Origin of the sequence: Microbulbifer variabilis (genome assembly GCF_020524905.1) — a bacterium.
GTDB lineage: Bacteria > Pseudomonadota > Gammaproteobacteria > Pseudomonadales > Cellvibrionaceae > Microbulbifer > Microbulbifer variabilis_A.
Genome location: NZ_JAIVKI010000017.1, coordinates 42,941 through 63,574, shown reverse-complemented (window position 1 = coordinate 63,574; position 20,634 = coordinate 42,941). Strand labels below are relative to the sequence as shown.

The following is a 20,634-nucleotide window of genomic DNA, read 5'->3' as shown; positions in this document are numbered from 1 at the left end:
TGCTCTATCTAGATATCCCTTTCGTCATCATTTGTACGTACTTAAACTTTCTTTACAAGGCTATCATCACGTCAGGAAATAAAATTGAGAATTCTCAAAATACCCAGTGAAACAACCGAGATTCGGATAAAAACCATTAGATATCAAAACGTTAAAAATATTTCATCTTAGCTAAATCAACCTTCAAACAAGAGGCTATTAGGTTCCTTTTACAAAAATTGTAGCCAGTCAAAATACTGAATAAACCCTCTTTTCCCAACAAGCGCAGAGTGATCTGCTCTAAAGGAAGCCCCTGCTGTTCGAGCTGTTGGGCTTCTGCAGACAAATTTAGCAAGTATTTATATTTCTGATTCAATTGCTGCCAACCATCCTCCACTACCCCTCTATGCGGGCAGAGAATCACTTGGAAGGGGTGGTCCAGTACATTTTTAATACTGTTTAACAAGGTAGGGATATCTTCATCAATGCGAAGAAACTTCAGGTAATTGGCGATAAATAAATCCGCGCTGAACAACCAGCCGCGCTCTAGCAACAGGTAACAGGTCATATCTTTGGCATGACCAGGGCTAAACAAAGGTTGCACTTCCTCTGTGCCGATTCGTATATCCTCTGGCAGTAGCGACACTTCGGCTTTTCCGGCAGTTCCCCAAAAAAATTTTTGCATTGGGGGGATACGAAAGCCCTTTTTTAATATCCCAATAGTTAAGTCTGGAGCAAAAGCCTGCACGCCGGTGAGTTCTTGAATAGCGCCGGCGTTGCCGCTGTGATCCTCGTGGTGATGGGTCAGTAGTAATTGCTCTAGCGGTGAATTTTGAATAAATGGCTTAACATATTTCCATTGGTTGCTGGGGCCTGTATCAATTACCGTGCCATTAAGCCTATACACGACAAAGGTGGTGTTGATCCCCATATTCAGACGACCTACACGAATTGCTTCCAGGCCCTGATAGTTAAAGGTTTCTCTTACTGACATGGGGAGCTCTCTTACCGATTTTGGGGTATTTTCAGGCAAGTGCTATTAGTCGAGAAATTGCAAATTCCTCGAATGTTGGTGACATATCACTACTATTCACCACATTATCCAAAGCAAGTAGTCTCTAGCGAGAGACGGAACCTTTTTCTCCTGAGATAAAATTCTTCACAAAGACTCCAGTGACACCACCTCAATCCCATTTTCCGTATAACACCAACACAAATTAAAACCACACAGAGCCATACCATAAATGCGCTGTGGATCACTTTTCTGATAGGCGGGTCTGGGGTCCTGAGCCAGTACCTGCTCAATTAACCTGGGCAGATCAGTATCCCAGTCATCTTTATAGGCTCTGGCTTGATGAAGAATCTTTTCAGGGATATTTACTGCAGTTAATGCCGGAGCGGCATCGGCAAAGGTACTTTCAGCATGGTACAGGGCATCGGCATAGGGCACGTAGGGCTTAATATCCAAAACTGGCGTGCCATCCACCAGATCGGCTCCGCCGACAATTAATTCGACTTTTGGGAAAGTTCGCACCTCCAATAAACGTACCACCGAAAGGCCGATATTGTTGGGGCGAAAGGGTGAGCGTGTGGCGAGTACGCCGAGTTTCTTATTTCCGCCCAGACGTGGGGGGCGCACCTTGGCGGACCATTGTCCTGCGGCCTGGTGAAACTGAAAGACAACCCAGATATGGCTGTTTTCCTCAAGCCCTGCTACCACCTCCGCTACATTCAGTGGCGGTAGCAGTTCAATACTGGCCCGGCTGGCATCGGCGAGCAGTGGTTGCCGGGGAATGCCAAATTTTTCACCAAAGCAAGAGTGCACACGGGCTATGGGCTCAACAACCATGGAAATTCCAGAAAACCAATTTTCAATGATGAGCCCGGCATTTTAAACCAGTTGAAGGCGTTATTTATCCACACCTGCAATACATAGATATTTTATTTCGAGGTAATCCTCGATACCGTATTTGGAGCCTTCCCGCCCCTGTCCTGATTCTTTCACCCCGCCAAATGGAGCCATCTCATTGGAGATGATGCCTTCATTCACCCCTACCATGCCATATTCCAGGGCTTCTGATACCCGAAAGATGCGGCCGATATCACGGGAATAAAAATAAGAGGCGAGACCGAACTCAGTATCGTTGGCCATACGAATCACCTGTTCTTCTGTGGAAAACTTGAACAGAGGGGCTACTGGGCCAAAGATTTCCTCTTTGAACAGATTCATCTTCTCTGTGGCATCGCCCAATATTATGGGGGCATAAAACTGGTCTCCCATGGAGCCAGGTCCGCCAGCCACCAAGGTTTTCGCACCTTTTTGCAAGGCATCCTCCACCAACCCCTCCACCTTTTCTACCGCCTTGGTGGTAATCATGGGGCCAATATCTGTTCCCTCCTCAAAGCCATTGCCCATCGTCAAATCGTTCACCGCCTTGGCAAATTTTTCTGCAAAGGCCTCATAAACCCCTTCCTGTACGAAGATCCGATTGGCGCAGACACAGGTTTGCCCTGCATTGCGGTACTTACAGACGATGGCGCCTTTCACTGCTTCATCCAGGTCCGCATCATCAAAGACAATAAACGGCGCATTGCCGCCCAGTTCCATGGAGGTTTTCTTCATGGTTTCTGCACACTGGGCCTGCAATTGCTTACCCACGGCCGTAGAACCAGTGAAGGTAAACTTGCGTACCAGCGGATTGGTGGTCATCTCGGCACCAATATCCTTGGCCGAGGACCCTGCGACAATACTGAAAATACCAGCCGGGATACCCGCTTCCTCCGCCAATACCGCCAGTGCCAGGGCCGATAACGGTGTTTCCCGGGCTGGTTTGGCGATAAACGGACAACCGGCAGCCAGAGCCGGCGCCATCTTGCGGGCGATCATGGCGTTAGGGAAATTCCACGGTGTAATCGAGCAGGTGACCCCTACTGGTTGCTTGATGACTACAATACGGCGGTCGTTGGCAGGTGGAGCTATGACATCGCCATAGACGCGTTTGGCCTCTTCGGCAAACCACTCGATATAGTTGGCGCCATAGACGATTTCAGTCCGGGCCTCGGAGAGAGGTTTACCCTGTTCCGCAGTGAGAATTCTGGCCAGGTCCTCGGTGTTTTCAATTACCAGGTTGTACCAGCGCCGCAGCAACTTGGCCCGCTCCTTGACGGTAGTGGCGGCCCAATCAGACCAGGCGGCACTGGCCGCCTCAATAGCGCGGCGGGTTTCCGCTGCGCCAAGGTCTGCTACGCTGGCGACCACCTTGCCGGTGGCCGGATCTTTGACATCGAATGTGGCGCCGGAATCGGCATCGATCCACTGGCCGTTGATATAGGACTGGGTGCGCAACAGCGCAGGATTTTTAAGCTCCAGCATCGCCATCTCCTTAGGTGTCTTCCCTGATCCCGGTCGGGCCCGCGATCAAACGCTAAGGATATTAACCCGTAAAGTCCCCCCCGCAGTGCAACACTAGGGGGGAATTGGCGACACTCTGACTCGCTGGCGGATAAAGCTTTATTTTTTCTTTTTCACAAACTTCATCAGGCGGCGCTTCTTGGCCTTCTGGCGATCACTCAGTTTGTTTTTCCGACCTGCATAAGGGTTGTCCCCAGTGCGGAACTCGATCTTCACCGGTGTTCCGTGCAAATCCAAAGCCTTGCGGAAAGTCTTTTCCAGGTAACGCACATAGTGCCCCGGGACCTGTTCGGTCTGGTTGCCGTGAATCACGATCACCGGCGGATTCTGACCACCGGCGTGTGCGTAACGCAGTTTGATACGGTGTCCGTGCACCAAGGGTGGTTGGTGCTCACTTACCGCCCACTGCAGGATACGCGTGAGGTGATTGGTGGAAAGCTTATCTGTGGCACTCTGATAGGCAGCCTCGATAGACTCGTACAAATGGCCAACACCAGTGCCATGCAGCGCGGATATAAAATGCACATCGGCAAATTCAACAAAGCGCAGGCGGCGCTCCAACTCCGCTTTGACATAATCGCGGTGCTCCGCCTCCAGGCCATCCCACTTGTTCAGCGCAACTACCAAGGCGCGCCCCGCCTGGATCACGCTGCCCATCAGGTGCATATCCTGATCCACCAGGCCCTCGCGAGCATCGATCACCAGCACCACCACATTGGCGTCTTCCACCGCCTGCAGGGTTTTGACGATGGAGAACTTCTCCACCGATTCTTTGATGTTCTTGCGTCGGCGGATACCAGCGGTATCAATCAAGGTGTAAGGCTTTTCATCGCGCTCGTAATTGATGTAGACACTATCGCGGGTAGTACCGGGCTGGTCGAAAACCACTACACGGTCCTCGCCCAGCAGGCGGTTGACCAGGGTAGATTTACCCACGTTGGGGCGACCGACGATGGCGATCTTGATTCCGGTGGCCTCTTCAGGCTCCTCTTCTGCCGCAGGCTCCGGCAGGTCTTCCACCACGCGCTGCATCAGGCTGCGCACACCGCGACCATGGGTGGCCGTGGTGGGGAACAGTTCACCGATGCCCAGCTCGTAGAAAGGTGCCAGGGCGATATCCGGGTTGACCCCATCGACCTTGTTGGCTACCAGAAAGGTAGGCTTTGAGCGGGTGCGCAGTCGGTCGGCGATCATTTCATCCGCCGGTGTCAGACCATCGCGGCTATCCACCAGGAACAGCACGATATCCGCCTCTTCGATAGCCTGCATAGACTGCTGCGCCATAGCCGCATCAATGCCCTCTTCCCCGCCGGTGATACCGCCGGTGTCGACAAGGAGCAGCTTGCGTCCGTCGATTTCGGCTTCGCCGTACTTGCGGTCGCGAGTCAGACCGGCGTAGTTGGCCACCAAGGCGTCGCGGCTCTTGGTAAGACGATTAAACAGTGTGGATTTGCCCACATTGGGGCGCCCGACCAGGGCGATAACTGGCAGCATAGAATTCTGGCTTTAGCCTAATAAATAAATACAAACGCCCGCACAAGGCGGGCGATTTCAATTCACCTGCGAAGCAGGCTCCTTTTGCGGGCTTTGTGCCCCATGGCGGACTGCCTGTCCGCCGCAGCAATCTTGCGCGATTAACCCTGAGCGAGTGTCAGAGCAACCAGCTTGCCGTCGTCAGACAGGACAAACAGCAGGTCACCATCCACCAGCATGGGGATACGGATCGCGTCATTGTCGACCTCTTCTCGGCCGATAAACTGACCGGAATTGGGGTCGAGTACATGCAGGTAACCTTCCAAGTCACCGACAACCACAACATCCTGGAAATACGCCGGGCCACTTAAATCGCGGCGCAGTAACTCGTTATTGCTCCAAGCTATCTGTCCAGCGCCCACATTGTAAGCGTACACACTACCCGAGGCATCGCTCAGGTAAACATTGCCACCTCCCACAGCTACCGCATGGTGGGTGGAGGCATCGCGTGCCCAAAGGCCACGGCCATTTTCCTTGGATAGGGCAACAACCCGGCCCTGATAGCTGGCGGCAAACACCAGATCACCGCGCACTACCGGCGAGCCGTCAATATCCACTACTCGCTCCAGTTCGGCCGAGCCCTGTGGTATGGCAACGCGCTGCTCCCAGCGGGGAATGCCATCGCGGGCATCCAGGGCGATCAATTTGCCGTTGTCGAGACCGGCGATCACCAGGCCGCCGCTGATCACCGGCGCCGCCGTGCCGCGCAGAGTCAATACCGGTAGAGTGGTGTTGTGACTCCACAGTTCTTCGCCATTGCTGGCATCTAGGCCCACCAGCTTGCCATCCACGGTTTGCAGGACCACAACCCCGGAGCCAACTGCCGGCACGGCGACCACTTCACCGGAAACCTGGTGCTTCCACAGCTGGGCGCCGTTGTTCAGGTCCAGGGCTATCGCGCGGCCGCGATAGTCCACCACTACGGCAAGGCCGAGGCCAACGCCAACACCGCCGCTCAATTCGATATCCAGATCGGTTTCCCATTGGGGGCTGCCGCTGCTGCGATCAAAGGCGGTCACTTCACCGTCGCTGCTGGCGGCCACCAGTTTACCGTCCGCCAGACCCGGCTGCAGCATGGCGTAACGCTTCTCATCGATACTGCCCACATCCGCCGACCAGACTTCGCGCAGCTGTACACTGGGGGTAAAATCCACCAGTTCGACCGGCTCGATATCTTCCTTTTTGTCGTTGGAGGCGCAGGCACCCAGGGCTACCGCCAGGGCAACCGCTGCCGTGCGCCCCACTGCGCGATTGAAAAATCCCATCACTCATCTCCCTCAGGTGCTGGTTCGCCTGGTTTCTGTTCCTGTTTCTCGCCGGAGGCCACCGCCAGACTTTCAACTTTGAGGCGCAGCAGTTGGGTGCTGCCCGCCTGTTCCGGCAACAGCTCGGATATGGCCTGTTCATAAGCGCTGCGCGCTCCGGCGTCATCGCCTTTCTGTCTGAGGATATCGCCGCGAGTCTCAGAGTAGAGTGCGGCAAAAGCCGGGGGAACAGTGCCGTCAATCAGCTTCAGCGCTTCATCCGGGTTGCCGCGGGCGGCGATCACGGTGGCCAGGCGGCGCTTGGCCAGCAGCTCCAAGGCTTCTTCTTTGGTGTTATCGAGAACCCATTGCAACTGCGTCTGTGCAGCTTCAAGATCATTCTTGTCGGCAGCGATAGCGGCTAGGCGCAGAGAGGCCTGGCTGGCATAGATACGGCTGCCATATTCGTTTTTCAGCTGCTCGGCGAGGGCTTTCGCGGTAGTCAGCTGCTTGTTGTCCGGCTGGTTGTTATTGGCGGAAACCGCTTCAATAAATCCCTGGTATAGGTCGGATGCCGCCTCGGCCTTAGCCCGCTGGTCACCCTGCCACCACTGATAACCGAAGTAGCCGACCAGAGCCAGGACCACGCCGGTTACAATGCCCCTGCCGTTTTCCGCCCACCAGCGCTTCAGCGTTTCTATTTGTTCTTGTTCGGTAAGATGCTCAGACATTGGGTAAATCGCCTTTCCTGTGGTTTTCTAACTATCCCGGCGGGGGCCTCCGCCACCCTGAGTATTTGAATCAGCCCTGCAGCAATGCCGCCAGCTCTGTGAGCGCGAGGGTCTGTTGCTGTTGGTCGGAGCGCAGATACTTCACTGTAATCTGACCGTTAGCAACCTCATCCTCGCCGATAATCAGTGCGTAATCGGCACCGCTTTTATCCGCTTTCTTCATTTGGCTCTTAAAGCTACCGCCTCCGCAGTGTGCCTGCAGGCGCAGCCAAGGCAACTCGTCGCGCAATTGCTCGGCGGCGGCCAGGGCGGCTGATTGTACATCACCCACCGCTACCAGGTAGGCATCTACCTGTTGCGCTAGGCTCTCTGGCAATACTTCGAGGGTTTCCAACATCAGCACCAGGCGCTCGGCACCCAGGCCAAAGCCCACTGCGGGAGTGGATTTTCCACCCATCTGCTCCACCAGGCCATCGTAGCGGCCACCGGCACACACAGTGCCCTGGGCGCCGAGGCTGTCGGTCACCCACTCGAAAACGGTTTTGCCGTAATAGTCGAGACCGCGCACTAACTTAGAGTTGATCTCATATTTCACCCCCGCCGCATCCAGCATTTCGCGCAGTTGGGCGAAGTGGGCGGCGGATTCCTCATCGAGGAAATCCAGTAGACAGGGGGCGTCGGCAAGCAGTTCCTGGGTTTGCGCATTTTTACTGTCGAGAATACGCAGGGGATTGCGCTCCAGGCGGCGCTGGCTGTCCTCATCCAGCTGTTCGCGGCGCTCGCTGAGATAGGCCACGAGGGCCTCGCGGTAAGCCGCACGGCTGTCGGAGTTGCCCAGGCTGTTCAACTGCAGGGTGACGTGATCAGCAATGCCCAGCTGGCGCCACAGGCGCGCGGTCATAATCAGGATTTCCGCATCGATATCCGACCCTTCGATGCCGAATACTTCCACACCAAACTGGTGGAACTGACGCAGGCGGCCCTTTTGCGGGCGCTCGTAGCGGAACATGGGGCCGAAATACCACAGGCGCTGGGGCTGATTCAGCAGGTTGTTCTGGATCGCCGCGCGCACGGTGCCGGCAGTACCTTCCGGGCGCAGGGTAACACTGTCCCCGCTCTTGTCCTCAAAGGTGTACATTTCCTTTTCGACAATATCAGTAGCCTCGCCCACGGCGCGACTGAACAGCTGGGTCGCCTCCAGGATGGGCGTGCGGATTTCACTGTAGCCGTAACGGGCGAAGAGTTCACTGAGAGTGGCTTCCACATACTGCCAAGCCGGGGACTGATCCGGCAGCAGGTCGTTCATGCCGCGAATTGCGCGAAGTTGTTTCAACGCTGTTCCTTAAATTTCTAAATTTCTTAAATCAACGATTCAGGTGTGGTGCAAGGGGCGTGCCCGTTACGCCTTGGCGATGATATCCGCTTCGCGCTCGGCCTTGGCTGCGGCCTTTTCGCGAATGAGGCGTTCCAGATCATCCACCAGATTCTCACTTTTGAACTTGCGATCCGGCTGGCCGTCTACATAGACCGCGTGGCTCGGGGTACCTCCGGTGAGGCCGATATCCGCCTCCTTCGCTTCGCCGGGGCCATTGACGATACAGCCGATCACCGCCACATCCAACGGTGTAGTGACGTCTTCCAGGCGCGTCTCCAGCTCATTCATGGTTTTTACCACATCAAAGTTCTGGCGGGAGCAGCTGGGGCAGGCGATAAAATTGATCCCTTTACTGCGCAGGCGCAAGCTCTTAAGCAGGTCCCAACCCACCTTCACCTCTTCCACCGGATCTGCAGCCAGGGAGACCCGCAGGGTATCGCCGATGCCGTCGAGCAGCAGAGCGCCGAGGCCGATCGCAGATTTCACCGTGCCAGCACGCAGGCCACCGGCCTCGGTAATCCCCAGGTGCAGGGGTTGTTCAATCTGTTGGGCCAGTTTGCGGTAAGCGGCGGTAGCCATAAAGATATCCGAGGCCTTTACGCTCACCTTGAAATCCTGGAAGTTCAGGCCATCGAGAATCTCAACGTGACGCAGTGCGGATTCCACCAATGCATCCGGGGTGGGCTCACCGTATTTTTTCTGCAGGTCTTTTTCCAGAGAGCCCGCATTCACACCGATACGAATCGGAATATTCAGATCGCGGGCCTTGTCCACCACCGCGCGGATACGCTTCTCACGGCCGATATTACCGGGGTTGATGCGCAGGCAATCCACGCCCAGATCCGCCACGCGCAGGGCGATGCGATAGTCGAAGTGGATATCCGCTACCAGCGGGACATTCACTTGCTTTTTAATTTTCCCGAAAGCCTCGGCGGCTTCCATGCTGGGCACTGAGACCCGCACGATATCCGCACCGGCTTTCTCCAAACGCTGGATCTGGTCCACTGTGGCGGCCACATCACAGGTTTCGGTATTGGTCATGCTCTGCACCGAGATCGGGGCATCGCCACCAACCGGTACATTACCCACCATGATCTGGCGCGACTTGCGGCGGACAATGGGAGATTCAAATTGCATAGGGCTGACCTGGCAGTATTGCTGCTAAAAAATCGAGGGGGAGATTATAGAGAGATTGGGCGCAAACCTACAGAGTTCGCGCCCAAACGGAGAAGATCCTTTAATCGCCCACAATCAGGCGGCGGGTACGGCGGCTGCCGATCGGGTCACTTGCAATGGTTTGTTCGCGATAAACCACCTTGGTTGCGCGGGCATTACCGAGCATCACTTCAAAGGGAGCGCGCCCATCCAGACTCTTGGAAGTACCCGCTTCCTGCACGCCGGCAAGCAACACTACGCCCTCGGCATCCTTCACTTCAACCCAGGAATCCTCATCGAAAGTGAGACGCAGGGCTCCCTGTAACTGCTCATCCAACTGCACCACCGCTTCGGGAAGTTGCGCTGCCGCTTCTTCAGTTTGCTCGCTGGGCTCGGGTTCGGAAAGTGCATTTGGCTCTGGGATTTGAGCCTCCTCCGCCACTTCTTCCTCGGCGAACTGTGACTGTTGCTCCGATGCCTCGGCAAGCTGCAGCTCAGTCGAACTCGGCTCAGCCAACACTAATTCAGTGGAAGTAATGGATGGCTCGTCCATTTCGGCAAGGGGGGCATTTTGTTCCGTTGATGTCCGTAGGCCTGGAATATTTACTGGGCCACCATAGAGCCACCAAAACACAGCGCCAGCCGCCACCAGTGGTAAGAGTGCCAACAGGCCGTGACCACGCTTGCGCGCCGGGCGCAGAGCATCAGCCTTGATCTCGATCCGGCGCGACTCTTTGCGCGTCTGTGGCTTCGGGCGTGCAGCATCATAGGCCGCGAGCACAGCTGTGGAGTCAATATTCAGCTCGCGGCAGATATTGCGGATATAGCCTCGCGCATAGACTGCTTCCGGCTGACGCTCAAAGAGGTCTGTCTCCAGCCACTCCACAGTGTTGTCGATAATACACAGGCGCCGAGACAGCTCCTCGCGGGAATGTCCGGCCGCTTCGCGCGCGGCGAGCAATAGCGCACCGGGAGAAACCTGTGTATTGGATTCGGCTTGTCCGCTGTCACGGTGCACGGAATTACTATCCGTCATTACCACTCAACTCCTGATATTTCAGTGTTTCCGCAGAGTACGGGTACAAATTTTTCAGCGCAAGAGCGTAACTCAGCTCCTTGTCGCGATTGCCAAACACCTTCTCAATACGAATCCCCAACCATAAAGATTGCGGTGTTTGACGGTAATTTTCGCTGTACTGGTCCAAGTACTGCTTAGCCCTGGCGTAATCGCCGGCATCATATTTAAGCTCTGCCAGCTCCAATAACGCAACAGGCAGATTGCTATTCAGGGCGAGGGCACGCGTAAAGGCTTGCTCGGCCTCCTCTACCATACCCAGGCGATTGGCGGTGCGGCCGTAATTGACCAAGGCGAAGAAGCGGCGATTATAGGTCAGGTCACTAGAGGCGTGGCGGAACTGTTCCAGGGCATCCTCGTAGCGCTCCTGTTGGTACAGAAAAACCCCATAATTGGTGCGCGCCATCGAGAAGTTATCGCTATAGCGTAGGGCTTTTTTAAAGTGGGACTCAGCCACCTTTAATTCACCATCAGCCTGGTACAGCAAGGCCAGGCCATGGTGAGCCAGCGGATCTTTAGGACCTAACTCCAAGGCCTTGTTGAAGTGGTGGCGAGCCTGCTCGCGGTTATTTCCACTCTGCAGGTAGCGAATACCCAGTTGAACGTGAGTTTCCAGTGCCTTATCCAGGTTAACCTCCTGGCGCTCCGGCAAGCCAGTGGTCACACATCCCCCCAGTAACACAGTGAGAATCAGGCCAAAGAAAGGCAGGCCAAAAAATTTTGCAGACACAACGTCACCTGTACATTTATTTTTCATCTATCCATCAAGCGGGATCGCATTGATTGATCACAATCGATCAACAAACTGGGGGAGGAATAGGAAACAAAACAGCTTTGTGAACTCTCTTGCAGTAAAACTGCCCCCATAATCACTCGGCTTCCCCATCACCAGTCCGTTTCAACTCCAGATCACAGCCTGAGCATCCCAGTTCAACCCCGCTTTTCCCCACTCACATAGTGCCGCAAAGTACCGCCAGTTTCAGCTGTGTACACCTAATAAATTCCAATTAGCTCGGCAGTGCTCCCTTTAGGTAGCAAAATAAAATTGAAACACACGCCTACAAGAAATCCCGGAGAGCAACTAGCTCTCAGGGGAGAAACAAAACTCCCCAAGGGTAAAGAAGGTTACGCCGCCACTAGAGCTCGTTACCGGCGCCATCTTTAGCGTCAAGCTGTTTGCCGTCAGGGCCGCCATCGCGGGGAGGGATCAGAGCGCGGACGGGGTTGGAGGCCACATTGGCGGCATCCGGGTCGGTCAGTGTCTCGAGAAAGCGCACAACCAGATCAATCTCGGCATCGCTGAGATTATTCCCAGCATCCCCGCCAGTAGCCGCGAGAATCGCCTGGGAGAGTGCTGGGCCATTTGGGGCAACTTTATTGGCGCAATCTGCTAATCCCTGAAACTGTGCCAAATCACACATTTCGCTATTGGTGTAGTACTGGTTAACCGATGCGGCGCGATCGCGATAGTGTTCAACATTTCTGCGCAGGGTCGCAAATTGACCACTGTGCCCCCAGGGACCAGTGAGCGCGACATTCAATAGTGTTGGTGGGCGGAAAGCACCAGCACCGTTCGCACCCAGATCCGCGCCGCTGCCATTTTCATCGGTGCCTATACCAATTTGTGGATAGTTCGCTGGTCGCGGGCCTTCTGTGGTAAAAAATGCCCCCGCGTGGCAATTGGTACAGCCGGAATTTCCCGACATAAAAGTAATGGCTCCGCGCTTCTCATCACTATCGAGCGCATTCAAATCGCCATCCACATAGTCGAAGAAGGGGTTATGGATAAAAAGCTGTACCGCTTCAAAAGCTGCTATGGCCTGCGCTATGCGACTGAAAGTAATCTGGTCATCACCAAAAGCCGCACTAAATAGGGCGCTCCAGGATTCCCGCCCCAGATTGGCCGCTATGATGTCCTCGCGGTAATCCGTATTGCCGCTGTCAGTATTGCCATCGTAACCAAATTGAGTGACATCCCCCATTTCCGCAGGATTGGTTACCGGAAAATGCGCCTGCGCCATCATCAATGCCAGGGTGCCAGTGCCCACCGCCGCTTCGGTATTAAAACTGACATCCCGTGAGTCGGTGCGCAATCCACGATCAGTAAGAGCCACCCGGTTATCCCAAAAGAGCCCGCTGCTCCAAAGTGCCACATTACAAATAGGCTGGGCGTTTCTGGGTACTATGGGCACCTCATTAATACCGTCTGAGCGGCCTGGGCCAACCAATGCAGGATCTAGCGGATTCATACCCACGGGCATGGAGAGATTATCACCACCACAGCCAATAGCGGCGTGGTGGCAGGAGGCACAGGCCACGTCGCCATTGGCACTGAGGGATTGACTGTAGAACAGGCGCATGCCCAGTTCGACCAAGGCTGGGTCTTGTTCACTTCGCACCCTGGCGGCAAAAGCGCGCATATCTTCCAGGTGACCAGCCATGTTGTTCAATTCCAGTATGGCTGCCAGGCAGGTATCCAAATCTCCATCCAATAAATTCAGTGCGCTGCGAACATTTTTGCATTCGCTAATGTTCACAAGACGATCGAGGATCGGAGCCGCCACCGCACCATTGCTAAGGCCGCTATTAGTGTTATTGACTAGTGTTTTCGCAGTAACCCGTACCGTTTCACCATCGTTGCCCAAATCGCCACTGGTTACCGAGTAGCTGTACTCGGTATTGACTGAAAGCCCCTGATCTACGTAATTGCTGTTATTGGTCTCGGCAATTTTTTCTCCATCGCGATAGATGGTATAGGTCACCCCATCGCGCTGCCAGGAAAGGCCGATACTGGTTCCGGAAAAGGCATTGGCGATCAGCTCCTGCGGGGCAGTACCCTGCCCGCTTCCTGTGCCGGTGTCTGTACCCGTATCTGTATCGCCGTTATCGTCCGCATCATCACCAGTCTCTGTATCGCCACCAGAACCAGAATTACCTTCTACGGTTTCCGAGCTGGTGCTGTCATCGCTACCAGAAGAACCTGAACTACAGCCTACCGCCAGCAAAAATAGAGGCAAGATCAGCAATCGTAGCAATGCCATGACCGGCACAATTGAATTTTTGCTTTGTGATTCCATAAAACCTGATCGACCCTGCCCATTAAAATCGTTCGAGAAACTCTGGACAGGCAATGGGTAAACTAGTGCCCTAGACGGCACCAAAAGCTAATACTCCCAGAGTTCTCCGATTCCTGACAATTTAGCCAGGCATAAAAATAACGAGCCTAAAGCCTTAACCCTGCGAATTCTGTTGAGAGAGTCGCAAAGCACTTACACTCGGCGAGTGAAATGAGATAGTGTGAATTACCTCAGGATATAAAAGAGGCAAAAGGCACAGTGACAAAGCCAACCACTTGGCAGCCCTACCTCAGCTGTGACCTAACCAGAAATATTAAATTCGCAAAACCTGTTGCTATCACAGAGGAGGGCACAAAGAAGTCAAAAATCAGCAACCCCTATTATGCCCATCATTTGTTTCTAATTATTTCTAGCCATTCATATGGCTATGCTATGGACCAAACTGGAGACTATAGATTATCCCCACTCCGGTTTTTAGCATCCAATTGTTTGCCGTCTGGACCACCATCTCTGGGAGGGATCAAGAACTGGATCTCATTCGAGCTGCTATTTGCCGCATTTGGATCGGTAAGAGTGCCCAGAAATGTAACAACAAGATCAATCTCATCATCGGTCAGGCGATTAACGCCACCGCCATCGTTTCCGGCAAGAATATCCTGGGACAGTGCCAATCCATTGGGGGCCAATTTACTGGGACAATCCTGAATATCTTTAAACTGCTCAAGATCACACATCTCATTATTGGCAAAGTAGCTGGCAATTGAGGCTCCCTGATCCCTGTAATGCTCAACATTCCTTCTCAAGCTAGCAAACTGCCCGTTATGTCCCCAGGGGCCCGTAATTGCCACATTTAACAAGGTGGGAGCGCGGAAGGCTCCAAAACCCAAGGAACCCTCTCCGCCCAAATCCGCTCCGCTTCCACTCTCGTCAGTACCTATTCCGATCTGCGGATAGTTGGCAGCCATCAGTGCCTCGGAAGTGAAGAAGGCCCCTTTATGACAAAAAGTACAGCCAGCATCTCTTGACATAAACGTGACAGCGCCACGTTTTTCTTCAGCACTGAGCGCTTGCAGATTGCCCTCGACATAGGAAAAAAATGGATTGTCGATAAATATCTGTACTGCCTCATAAGCGGCAATGGCTTGGGCAATACGACTGAAATTAATCTCGGCATCACCAAAAGCAGAAGTGAATAGCGGTTCCCAAGCTTCAATATCCAGGTTGGCTGCCAAAATATCTTCGCGGTAAGCCGTAAAGTTCTCATCGACAGTATCATCGTAACCGAAGTCGATGATATCCCCCATTTCTGGCGGAGCTGTAACGGGGAAATGTGCCTGTGCCATCAGTAATGCCAAAGATCCAGAACCCACGGCATCGACGGTATTATCCGTAACATCTCTCGAATCCGTGCGAAGGACCCCATTGGGACTCATTGAAACTCGGTTATCCCAGAACAGACCGCGAGACCATAAAGAAGTATTACATATCGGCTGAGCGTTCCTGGGGACTAGCGGCACTTCGTTAACGCCATCAGAGCGCCCAGGACCCAACAGAGCAGCATCTACAGCATTAACCCCGACCGGCATCGACAGGTTGTCCCCTCCGCAGCCTATTGCGGGATGATGGCAGGATGAACAGGAGGCATCTTGATTTGCACTTAAGGATTTATTGTGAAACAGCCGCATGCCCAACTCCACCATGGCCGGGTCCTGTTCACTGCGAACACGTGCGGCAAAAGCGCGTATATCTTCAACAAGAGATACCATGCGATTGAATTCGAGCATGGCCACCAGGCAGTTATCCAGGTCCTCTTCGAGTAGATCGAGCGCACTAGGGGCATTTTTACACTCGGTAAAAGTGGATATACGCTCATTTAAGACATCGTCTTCAGTACCGTTATTTAGCCCCACATTCGTATTGTTGACTAATGTTTTTACGGTAACCCAAGAAGCCTCTTCTTCACTGGCAGTATCGGCTGTATTTACCGAATAAACATATTCCGTATTTACCGAGAGACCCTGATCAACGAAAAAACTGTTGCTGGTTTGTGCAATTTTTTCGCCATTTCGATAGATAAAATAGGTTTCACCATCCCGCTCCCAAACAAGACCGATGCGGGTTCCGGAATAGGCATGGCCAATCAAATCATTGGGCCCACTATCCTCCTCAGGTTCAGAATCGGGTTCAGGTTCTGCCTCGGGATCAGACTCGGAATCGGTGTCAGAATCACCGTCATTCTGTACGGCATCAGGAGATGGATTGTCCTCACCACCTGATGCCCCTGAATCACATCCAGCCAACAATAAACAGAATAATAGAAAAAAAAGCCGCAATAGCTCCCTGGGAAAAACCTTTGTATCCAGTGTCTGAACTCGCATAAGTTATAACAGTCCTTTCTTTCGATTTCTAAAGCTCTGGACTGTTAACGCCGTATCAAGGAACTTGGTTGACACCAAAAAGAAAAAATTGTGTATCACCAAGACGCAAGCAAGGTGCGATCACAATTACTTTCAGGGAAATAAAAGAGTTGGAAATAGTACCTTCTACCAGCGCCACAAGTGATAAGTACGTAAATGGCAAATGATAGAAGTTACCAAGACAGCCCAGACATGTATTAGCGATCAGCTAATCAAGACTTCCGGGCTGAATAGATCAATCAGTATAAAACAATCAGCCGACAATACGCACCGGGCGTTCGGCATTGCGATAGCGCTCGGAGCGGCGGGTGCGGTCATTCACACTGCCTGCCAATTGGCCACAGGCCGCATCGATATCGTCGCCGCGGGTGGTACGCACGGTAACGGTATAACCCTTGTCGAGCAGAATCTGCTGGAAGCGGCGCAGAGCATTGTTACTCACACGCTGGTAGTCGGACAGCTCGAATGGGTTAAAGGGAATCAGGTTGATCTTCACCGGAATATCCCGCAGCAATTCTGCCAATTGTTCGGCGTGCTCGGGGCGGTCGTTGATCTCACGCATTAGCGTGTATTCGATCGTCATCTTGCGGTGCGTATCCGGCATACGCTCGATATAGCGCTTGGCGGAATCCAACAACATGGCGATGGGATATTTTTTGTTGATCGGCACCAACTCGTTGCGCAACTCATCATTGGGCGCATGCAGAGAAATTGCCAGGCTCACATCGGTCACATCCGCGAGACGGTCCAGAGCCGGTACTACACCTGAGGTCGACAGGGTCACTCGACGCTTGGAGATACCGTAAGCATTGTCTTCCATCATCAGGTTCATGGCATCGACCACATTGTCGAAATTGAGCAGCGGCTCACCCATGCCCATCATTACCACATTGGTGACTTTGCGCGGACCTTTCGGCTCTAACTGGCCAAAAGATTTACAGGCAATCCACACCTGCCCGATGATTTCTGCTGCCGTCAGATCGCGGTTAAAACCCTGCTTGCCGGTGGCACAAAAACTGCAATCCAGGGAGCAGCCCACCTGCGAGGAGACACACAGAGTGCCTCGATCCCCATCGGGGATATAGACAGTCTCGATGGCATTGCCACCTTCAACTTCAATCAACCATTTGCGCGTGCCGTCGGCGGAATCCCATTGTCCCATGACTTTTGGCGCGCGAACTTCAGCCACTTCTGCCAGTTTCTCGCGCAGGGCCTTGCTGACATTGGTCATTTCAGCGAAGTCATCGACCCCATTCTGGTGAATCCACTTTAAAACCTGAACCGCGCGGAAACGCTTCTCGCCCAATGATTCAAAAAAGGCGGCCAGCTTTTCGACAGAAAGGCCGAGCAGGTTGGTTTTCTCTGTGGTCATTCAGTTCACCTCGGGGAAGAGTTGCACCGGTCCGGACGGACCGGTGCGATTCAGGGCGCGAATTAAGCGCGCGGGCAGATTTCGTCATCAGCGAAGAAGTAGCTTACTTCGCGGGCAGCGGACTCTGCAGAATCGGAACCGTGTACGGCATTGGCGTCGATGCTTTCAGCAAAGTCGGCGCGAATGGTGCCGGCAGCAGCTTCTTTCGGGTTGGTAGCGCCCATCAGCTCGCGGTTAGCCAGGATAGCGTTTTCACCTTCCAGAACCTGTACAACAACCGGGCCGGAAGTCATGAAGTCAACCAGGTCTTTGAAGAAAGGACGCTCTTTGTGCTCAGCGTAGAAACCTTCGGCTTTCTCGCGGGACAGGTGCGCCATCTTCATAGCAACGATGCTCAGGCCAGCTTTCTCAAAACGGCTCTCGATTTCACCGATTACATTCTTGGCTACTGCGTCCGGCTTGATGATAGAAAGGGTACGCTCCAGGGCCATGGTTATCTCCAAATTGATTTTTCGTAACTGAACTTACATACAGAAAGAGCAACCTGCTCAGTTGCTCTTCCGTGATATTCCTTTCATACCCACCGGGGGGTACTCAATTTTTAATCACCGCTTTTCGCGGCCGGCGGATTATACGGGGTATTGATCGACTTTTGTACTCCAATACCAATACCCCTATAAACCTGATCTGGTTAGTCGCGCTCCTCAATCCAGGCGGCTTGAATAGCCTCCAGAATTTTTTCGCCGCAACGACTGGGATCATCGTCAAATTCCGGCAGTGCCATTACCCAATTGCGCAGGTCGACAAAATTGACCGTGAGCGGGTCCACTTCTTCGTGCGCATCACAGAGCTCGATAGCAATATCGTGAATATCGGTCCACTTCATTGATTAGGCTTCCTCAAGATCGCCGTGCTCAGTGCTTTTCCGACACTTGGTTGATGGTGTATTTGGGAATTTCCACTACCAGGTCTTCATCTTCAACGATCGCCTGACATGACAGGCGCGACTCTGGCTCCAGGCCCCAGGCCTTATCCAGCAGGTCCTCTTCCAGCTCATCGGGCTCTTCCAGGGAGTAGAAGCCTTCGCGCACGATGACGTGGCACGTAGTACAGGCACAGGCTTTTTCACAAGCGTGCTCTATCTCAATGTCATTGGCCAGGGCCGCATCAATCACAGTGACGCCGCTCTCCACTTCTACCACTTTACCCTCGGGGCACATTTCCGGATGGGGTAAAAATACAATTTTCGGCATGGGTACTGACTCTCTATGGTCTCAATCCGACGGGGGCAAGCCCCGGCCGCAGGTTGTGCAGGCTAGGCGCCCACCGCTTATTTATCAAATTCGTTCAGGCTGTGACCGCGCATGGCGCGCTTGATCGAAGCGTCCATGCGCCGTGCGGCGAAAGGCTCGGACAACTTGTTCAAGGCCTCCATACGCAAGCGGATCTCCCCTGCATCGCCGGCATTATGGGCCAACCGCAGAGCTTCCATAGCGTGTTCCAGCTCACTCAGCTCGTGCTCTTCCAGCAGCTCGGCACCATTCTCTCGCAGGGCAACCAGCAGACTCTCCAAGGCCCGCTCCGCCTCTATCTGGGCCTCGCGCAAAGCGCGTAGGGCGATATCTTCGGCGGCATGGGTGTAGGACTCCTGCAGCATGCGCGCAATGTCCTTGTCCTCTAAACCGTAGGAAGGTTTCACCACGATATCGGCGCTGACACCACTGCTTTTCTCCATCGCAGTCACAGATAGCAGGCCATCCGCATCAACCTGAAAAGTCACGCGGATATGGGCGGCACCCGCCACCATTGCGGGAATGCCGCGCAATTCGAAGCGGGCTAGCGAGCGGCAGTCGCTGACCAGCTCCCGCTCGCCCTGCACCACATGAATCGCCATAGCGGTTTGGCCATCCTTGAAAGTGGTGAACTCCTGAGCCTTAGACACTGGAATAGTGGTATTGCGCGCAATCAGCTTCTCGGTGAGTCCACCCATAGTCTCGATCCCCAAGGACAAGGGGATTACATCCAACAGCAGTAGATCGTCATCGGACTTGTTGCCCACCAGTACATCGGCCTGCAGGGCGGCACCAATAGCCACCACCTGATCCGGGTCGATTTCAGCGTGGGGCGCCCGGCCAAAGTAGTCTTCAACCCGCTCGCGTACCCGCAGCGTGCGAGTGGAGCCGCCCACCAGAACCACTTCTTGCACTTCATCTACAGCGATATCCGCATCGCGCAGTGCGCGCTTACAGGCACGCAGGGTCTTGTCGATTAGAGGGTCCAACAGTGAAGCCATGGTTTCCCGATCAAACATGCCGGTCCAGTCCCCGTGGCGCACTTCGACTCGCTCTACACTGGCCAGGGCTTCCTTGGCGGCACAGGCGCTATCCAGTAACCGCCGCTGGGTCGACGCATCCAGGTCGGAGCCGAGGCCCGCCTGCTCGGCGATCCAGGCAGCGATAATGCGGTCAAAGTCATCACCACCCAGAGCGGTGTCGCCGCCGGTGGCCATTACTTCGAAAACGCCGCGGGACAGACGCAGAATAGAAATATCAAAGGTTCCACCGCCCAGGTCATAGACGGCGATCACGCCCTCTTCTCCCCGATCGAGACCGTAGGCCACCGCCGCAGCGGTGGGCTCGTTGAGCAGGCGCAGCACCTTGAGGCCGGCCAGTTTGGCCGCATCTTTGGTGGCTTGGCGCTGGGCATCGTCAAAGTAGGCCGGCACCGTGATCACCGCGCCGTCGAGTTCCCCTCCCGCTTTGCCGTAAAGTGCATCGCGGCCGCGCTGGGCCAGCTTTTTGAGAATTTCCGCAGATACCTGCACCGGATTGACCGGGCCGGCAGCGGTTTCGATGGTGGGCATGCCGCCATCATTGCCGGAAAAATGGTAGGGCAGCTGCTCACCCAGGCTTTTCACGTCGGCAACACCCCGCCCCATCAAACGCTTGATGGACAGCATGGTGTTGTAGGGGTCTGCGGCCGCACGGGCACGAGCCTCAGCGCCAACAGTGATGCCTTCACGACTGTAATGCACCGCCGAGGGCAGGATGACACTGCCATCCTCTACTGCAATGGCTTCTGCCGAGCCGCTGCGCACCGTGGCCACCAGCGAGTTGGTGGTGCCCAGATCGATGCCCACCGCGTATTTGCGCTGATGGGGGTCGGGGCTCTGTCCCGGTTCGGAAATCTGCAGTAATGCCATTACTTATCTCTTCTGTCAGCGGGATTAATCGCGTTGGCACAGACGGTGCCAGATCCCGGTTT

17 protein-coding genes are annotated in these 20,634 nt (G+C 54.2%); all 17 read right to left on the bottom strand.

The annotated features are described in order from the left end of the window. Positions 1 to 151: 151 nt before the first annotated feature. Entirely contained in the window at positions 152 to 973 is an 822-nt protein-coding gene (locus LC073_RS16935; RefSeq protein ID WP_226648497.1) for an MBL fold metallo-hydrolase, read from the bottom strand. A 165-nt stretch (positions 974 to 1,138) separates the two neighbouring features. Continuing rightward, complete coding sequence (gene tsaA, locus LC073_RS16930) at positions 1,139 to 1,828, bottom strand: tRNA (N6-threonylcarbamoyladenosine(37)-N6)-methyltransferase TrmO (protein WP_226648496.1); 690 nt, start codon at positions 1,826 to 1,828, stop codon at positions 1,139 to 1,141. A 60-nt stretch (positions 1,829 to 1,888) separates the two neighbouring features. Next, the gene (locus LC073_RS16925) at positions 1,889 to 3,352 is read right to left on the bottom strand and encodes an NAD-dependent succinate-semialdehyde dehydrogenase (protein WP_226648495.1); all 1,464 of its coding nucleotides are present in this window, start codon (positions 3,350 to 3,352) and stop codon (positions 1,889 to 1,891) included. A gap of 138 nt (positions 3,353 to 3,490) precedes the next feature. Continuing rightward, complete coding sequence (der, locus tag LC073_RS16920) at positions 3,491 to 4,885, bottom strand: ribosome biogenesis GTPase Der (RefSeq protein ID WP_226648494.1); 1,395 nt, start codon at positions 4,883 to 4,885, stop codon at positions 3,491 to 3,493. A gap of 140 nt (positions 4,886 to 5,025) precedes the next feature. Further along, positions 5,026 to 6,189, bottom strand: coding sequence for an outer membrane protein assembly factor BamB (bamB, locus tag LC073_RS16915; RefSeq protein WP_226648493.1), 1,164 nt, complete (start codon positions 6,187 to 6,189; stop codon positions 5,026 to 5,028). Next, positions 6,189 to 6,899, bottom strand: a complete 711-nt coding sequence (locus LC073_RS16910; protein ID WP_226648492.1) for a YfgM family protein — start codon at positions 6,897 to 6,899, stop codon at positions 6,189 to 6,191. Before LC073_RS16910 ends, bamB begins: the two co-directional genes overlap by 1 nt. A 70-nt stretch (positions 6,900 to 6,969) precedes the next feature. Beyond that, positions 6,970 to 8,232: a histidine--tRNA ligase gene (gene hisS, locus LC073_RS16905; protein ID WP_226648491.1), complete on the bottom strand. Its 1,263-nt coding sequence runs from the start codon at positions 8,230 to 8,232 to the stop codon at positions 6,970 to 6,972. Between the two features lie 66 nt (positions 8,233 to 8,298). Beyond that, positions 8,299 to 9,411: a flavodoxin-dependent (E)-4-hydroxy-3-methylbut-2-enyl-diphosphate synthase gene (gene ispG / locus LC073_RS16900; RefSeq protein WP_226648490.1), complete on the bottom strand. Its 1,113-nt coding sequence runs from the start codon at positions 9,409 to 9,411 to the stop codon at positions 8,299 to 8,301. A gap of 100 nt (positions 9,412 to 9,511) precedes the next feature. Continuing rightward, on the bottom strand, positions 9,512 to 10,465 hold the full coding sequence (locus LC073_RS16895) for a helix-turn-helix domain-containing protein (protein ID WP_226648489.1): 954 nt from the start codon (positions 10,463 to 10,465) through the stop codon (positions 9,512 to 9,514). Beyond that, positions 10,455 to 11,234, bottom strand: a complete 780-nt coding sequence (gene pilW, locus LC073_RS16890; protein ID WP_226648488.1) for a type IV pilus biogenesis/stability protein PilW — start codon at positions 11,232 to 11,234, stop codon at positions 10,455 to 10,457. The genes LC073_RS16895 and pilW overlap by 11 nt, the downstream gene beginning before the upstream one ends. Before the next feature lie 406 nt (positions 11,235 to 11,640). After that, a complete protein-coding gene (locus LC073_RS16885) occupies positions 11,641 to 13,581 on the bottom strand; it encodes a cytochrome-c peroxidase (RefSeq protein WP_226648487.1) in 1,941 nt (646 codons plus the stop codon). A gap of 449 nt (positions 13,582 to 14,030) precedes the next feature. Next, positions 14,031 to 15,959 carry a cytochrome-c peroxidase gene (locus LC073_RS16880; RefSeq protein WP_226648486.1) on the bottom strand — a complete coding sequence of 643 codons (1,929 nt, stop codon included), beginning with the start codon at positions 15,957 to 15,959 and terminating at the stop codon, positions 14,031 to 14,033. Between the two features lie 292 nt (positions 15,960 to 16,251). Next, complete coding sequence (gene rlmN / locus LC073_RS16875) at positions 16,252 to 17,370, bottom strand: 23S rRNA (adenine(2503)-C(2))-methyltransferase RlmN (protein WP_226648485.1); 1,119 nt, start codon at positions 17,368 to 17,370, stop codon at positions 16,252 to 16,254. Between the two features lie 62 nt (positions 17,371 to 17,432). After that, positions 17,433 to 17,861, bottom strand: coding sequence for a nucleoside-diphosphate kinase (gene ndk / locus LC073_RS16870; RefSeq protein WP_152451925.1), 429 nt, complete (start codon positions 17,859 to 17,861; stop codon positions 17,433 to 17,435). 200 nt (positions 17,862 to 18,061) lie between these two features. After that, positions 18,062 to 18,256, bottom strand: a complete 195-nt coding sequence (iscX, locus tag LC073_RS16865; RefSeq protein WP_226648484.1) for a Fe-S cluster assembly protein IscX — start codon at positions 18,254 to 18,256, stop codon at positions 18,062 to 18,064. A gap of 28 nt (positions 18,257 to 18,284) precedes the next feature. After that, complete coding sequence (fdx, locus tag LC073_RS16860) at positions 18,285 to 18,623, bottom strand: ISC system 2Fe-2S type ferredoxin (RefSeq protein WP_226648483.1); 339 nt, start codon at positions 18,621 to 18,623, stop codon at positions 18,285 to 18,287. 77 nt (positions 18,624 to 18,700) lie between these two features. Continuing rightward, complete coding sequence (hscA, locus tag LC073_RS16855; RefSeq protein WP_226648482.1) at positions 18,701 to 20,572, bottom strand: Fe-S protein assembly chaperone HscA; 1,872 nt, start codon at positions 20,570 to 20,572, stop codon at positions 18,701 to 18,703. Between the last annotated feature and the right edge of the window lie 62 nt (positions 20,573 to 20,634).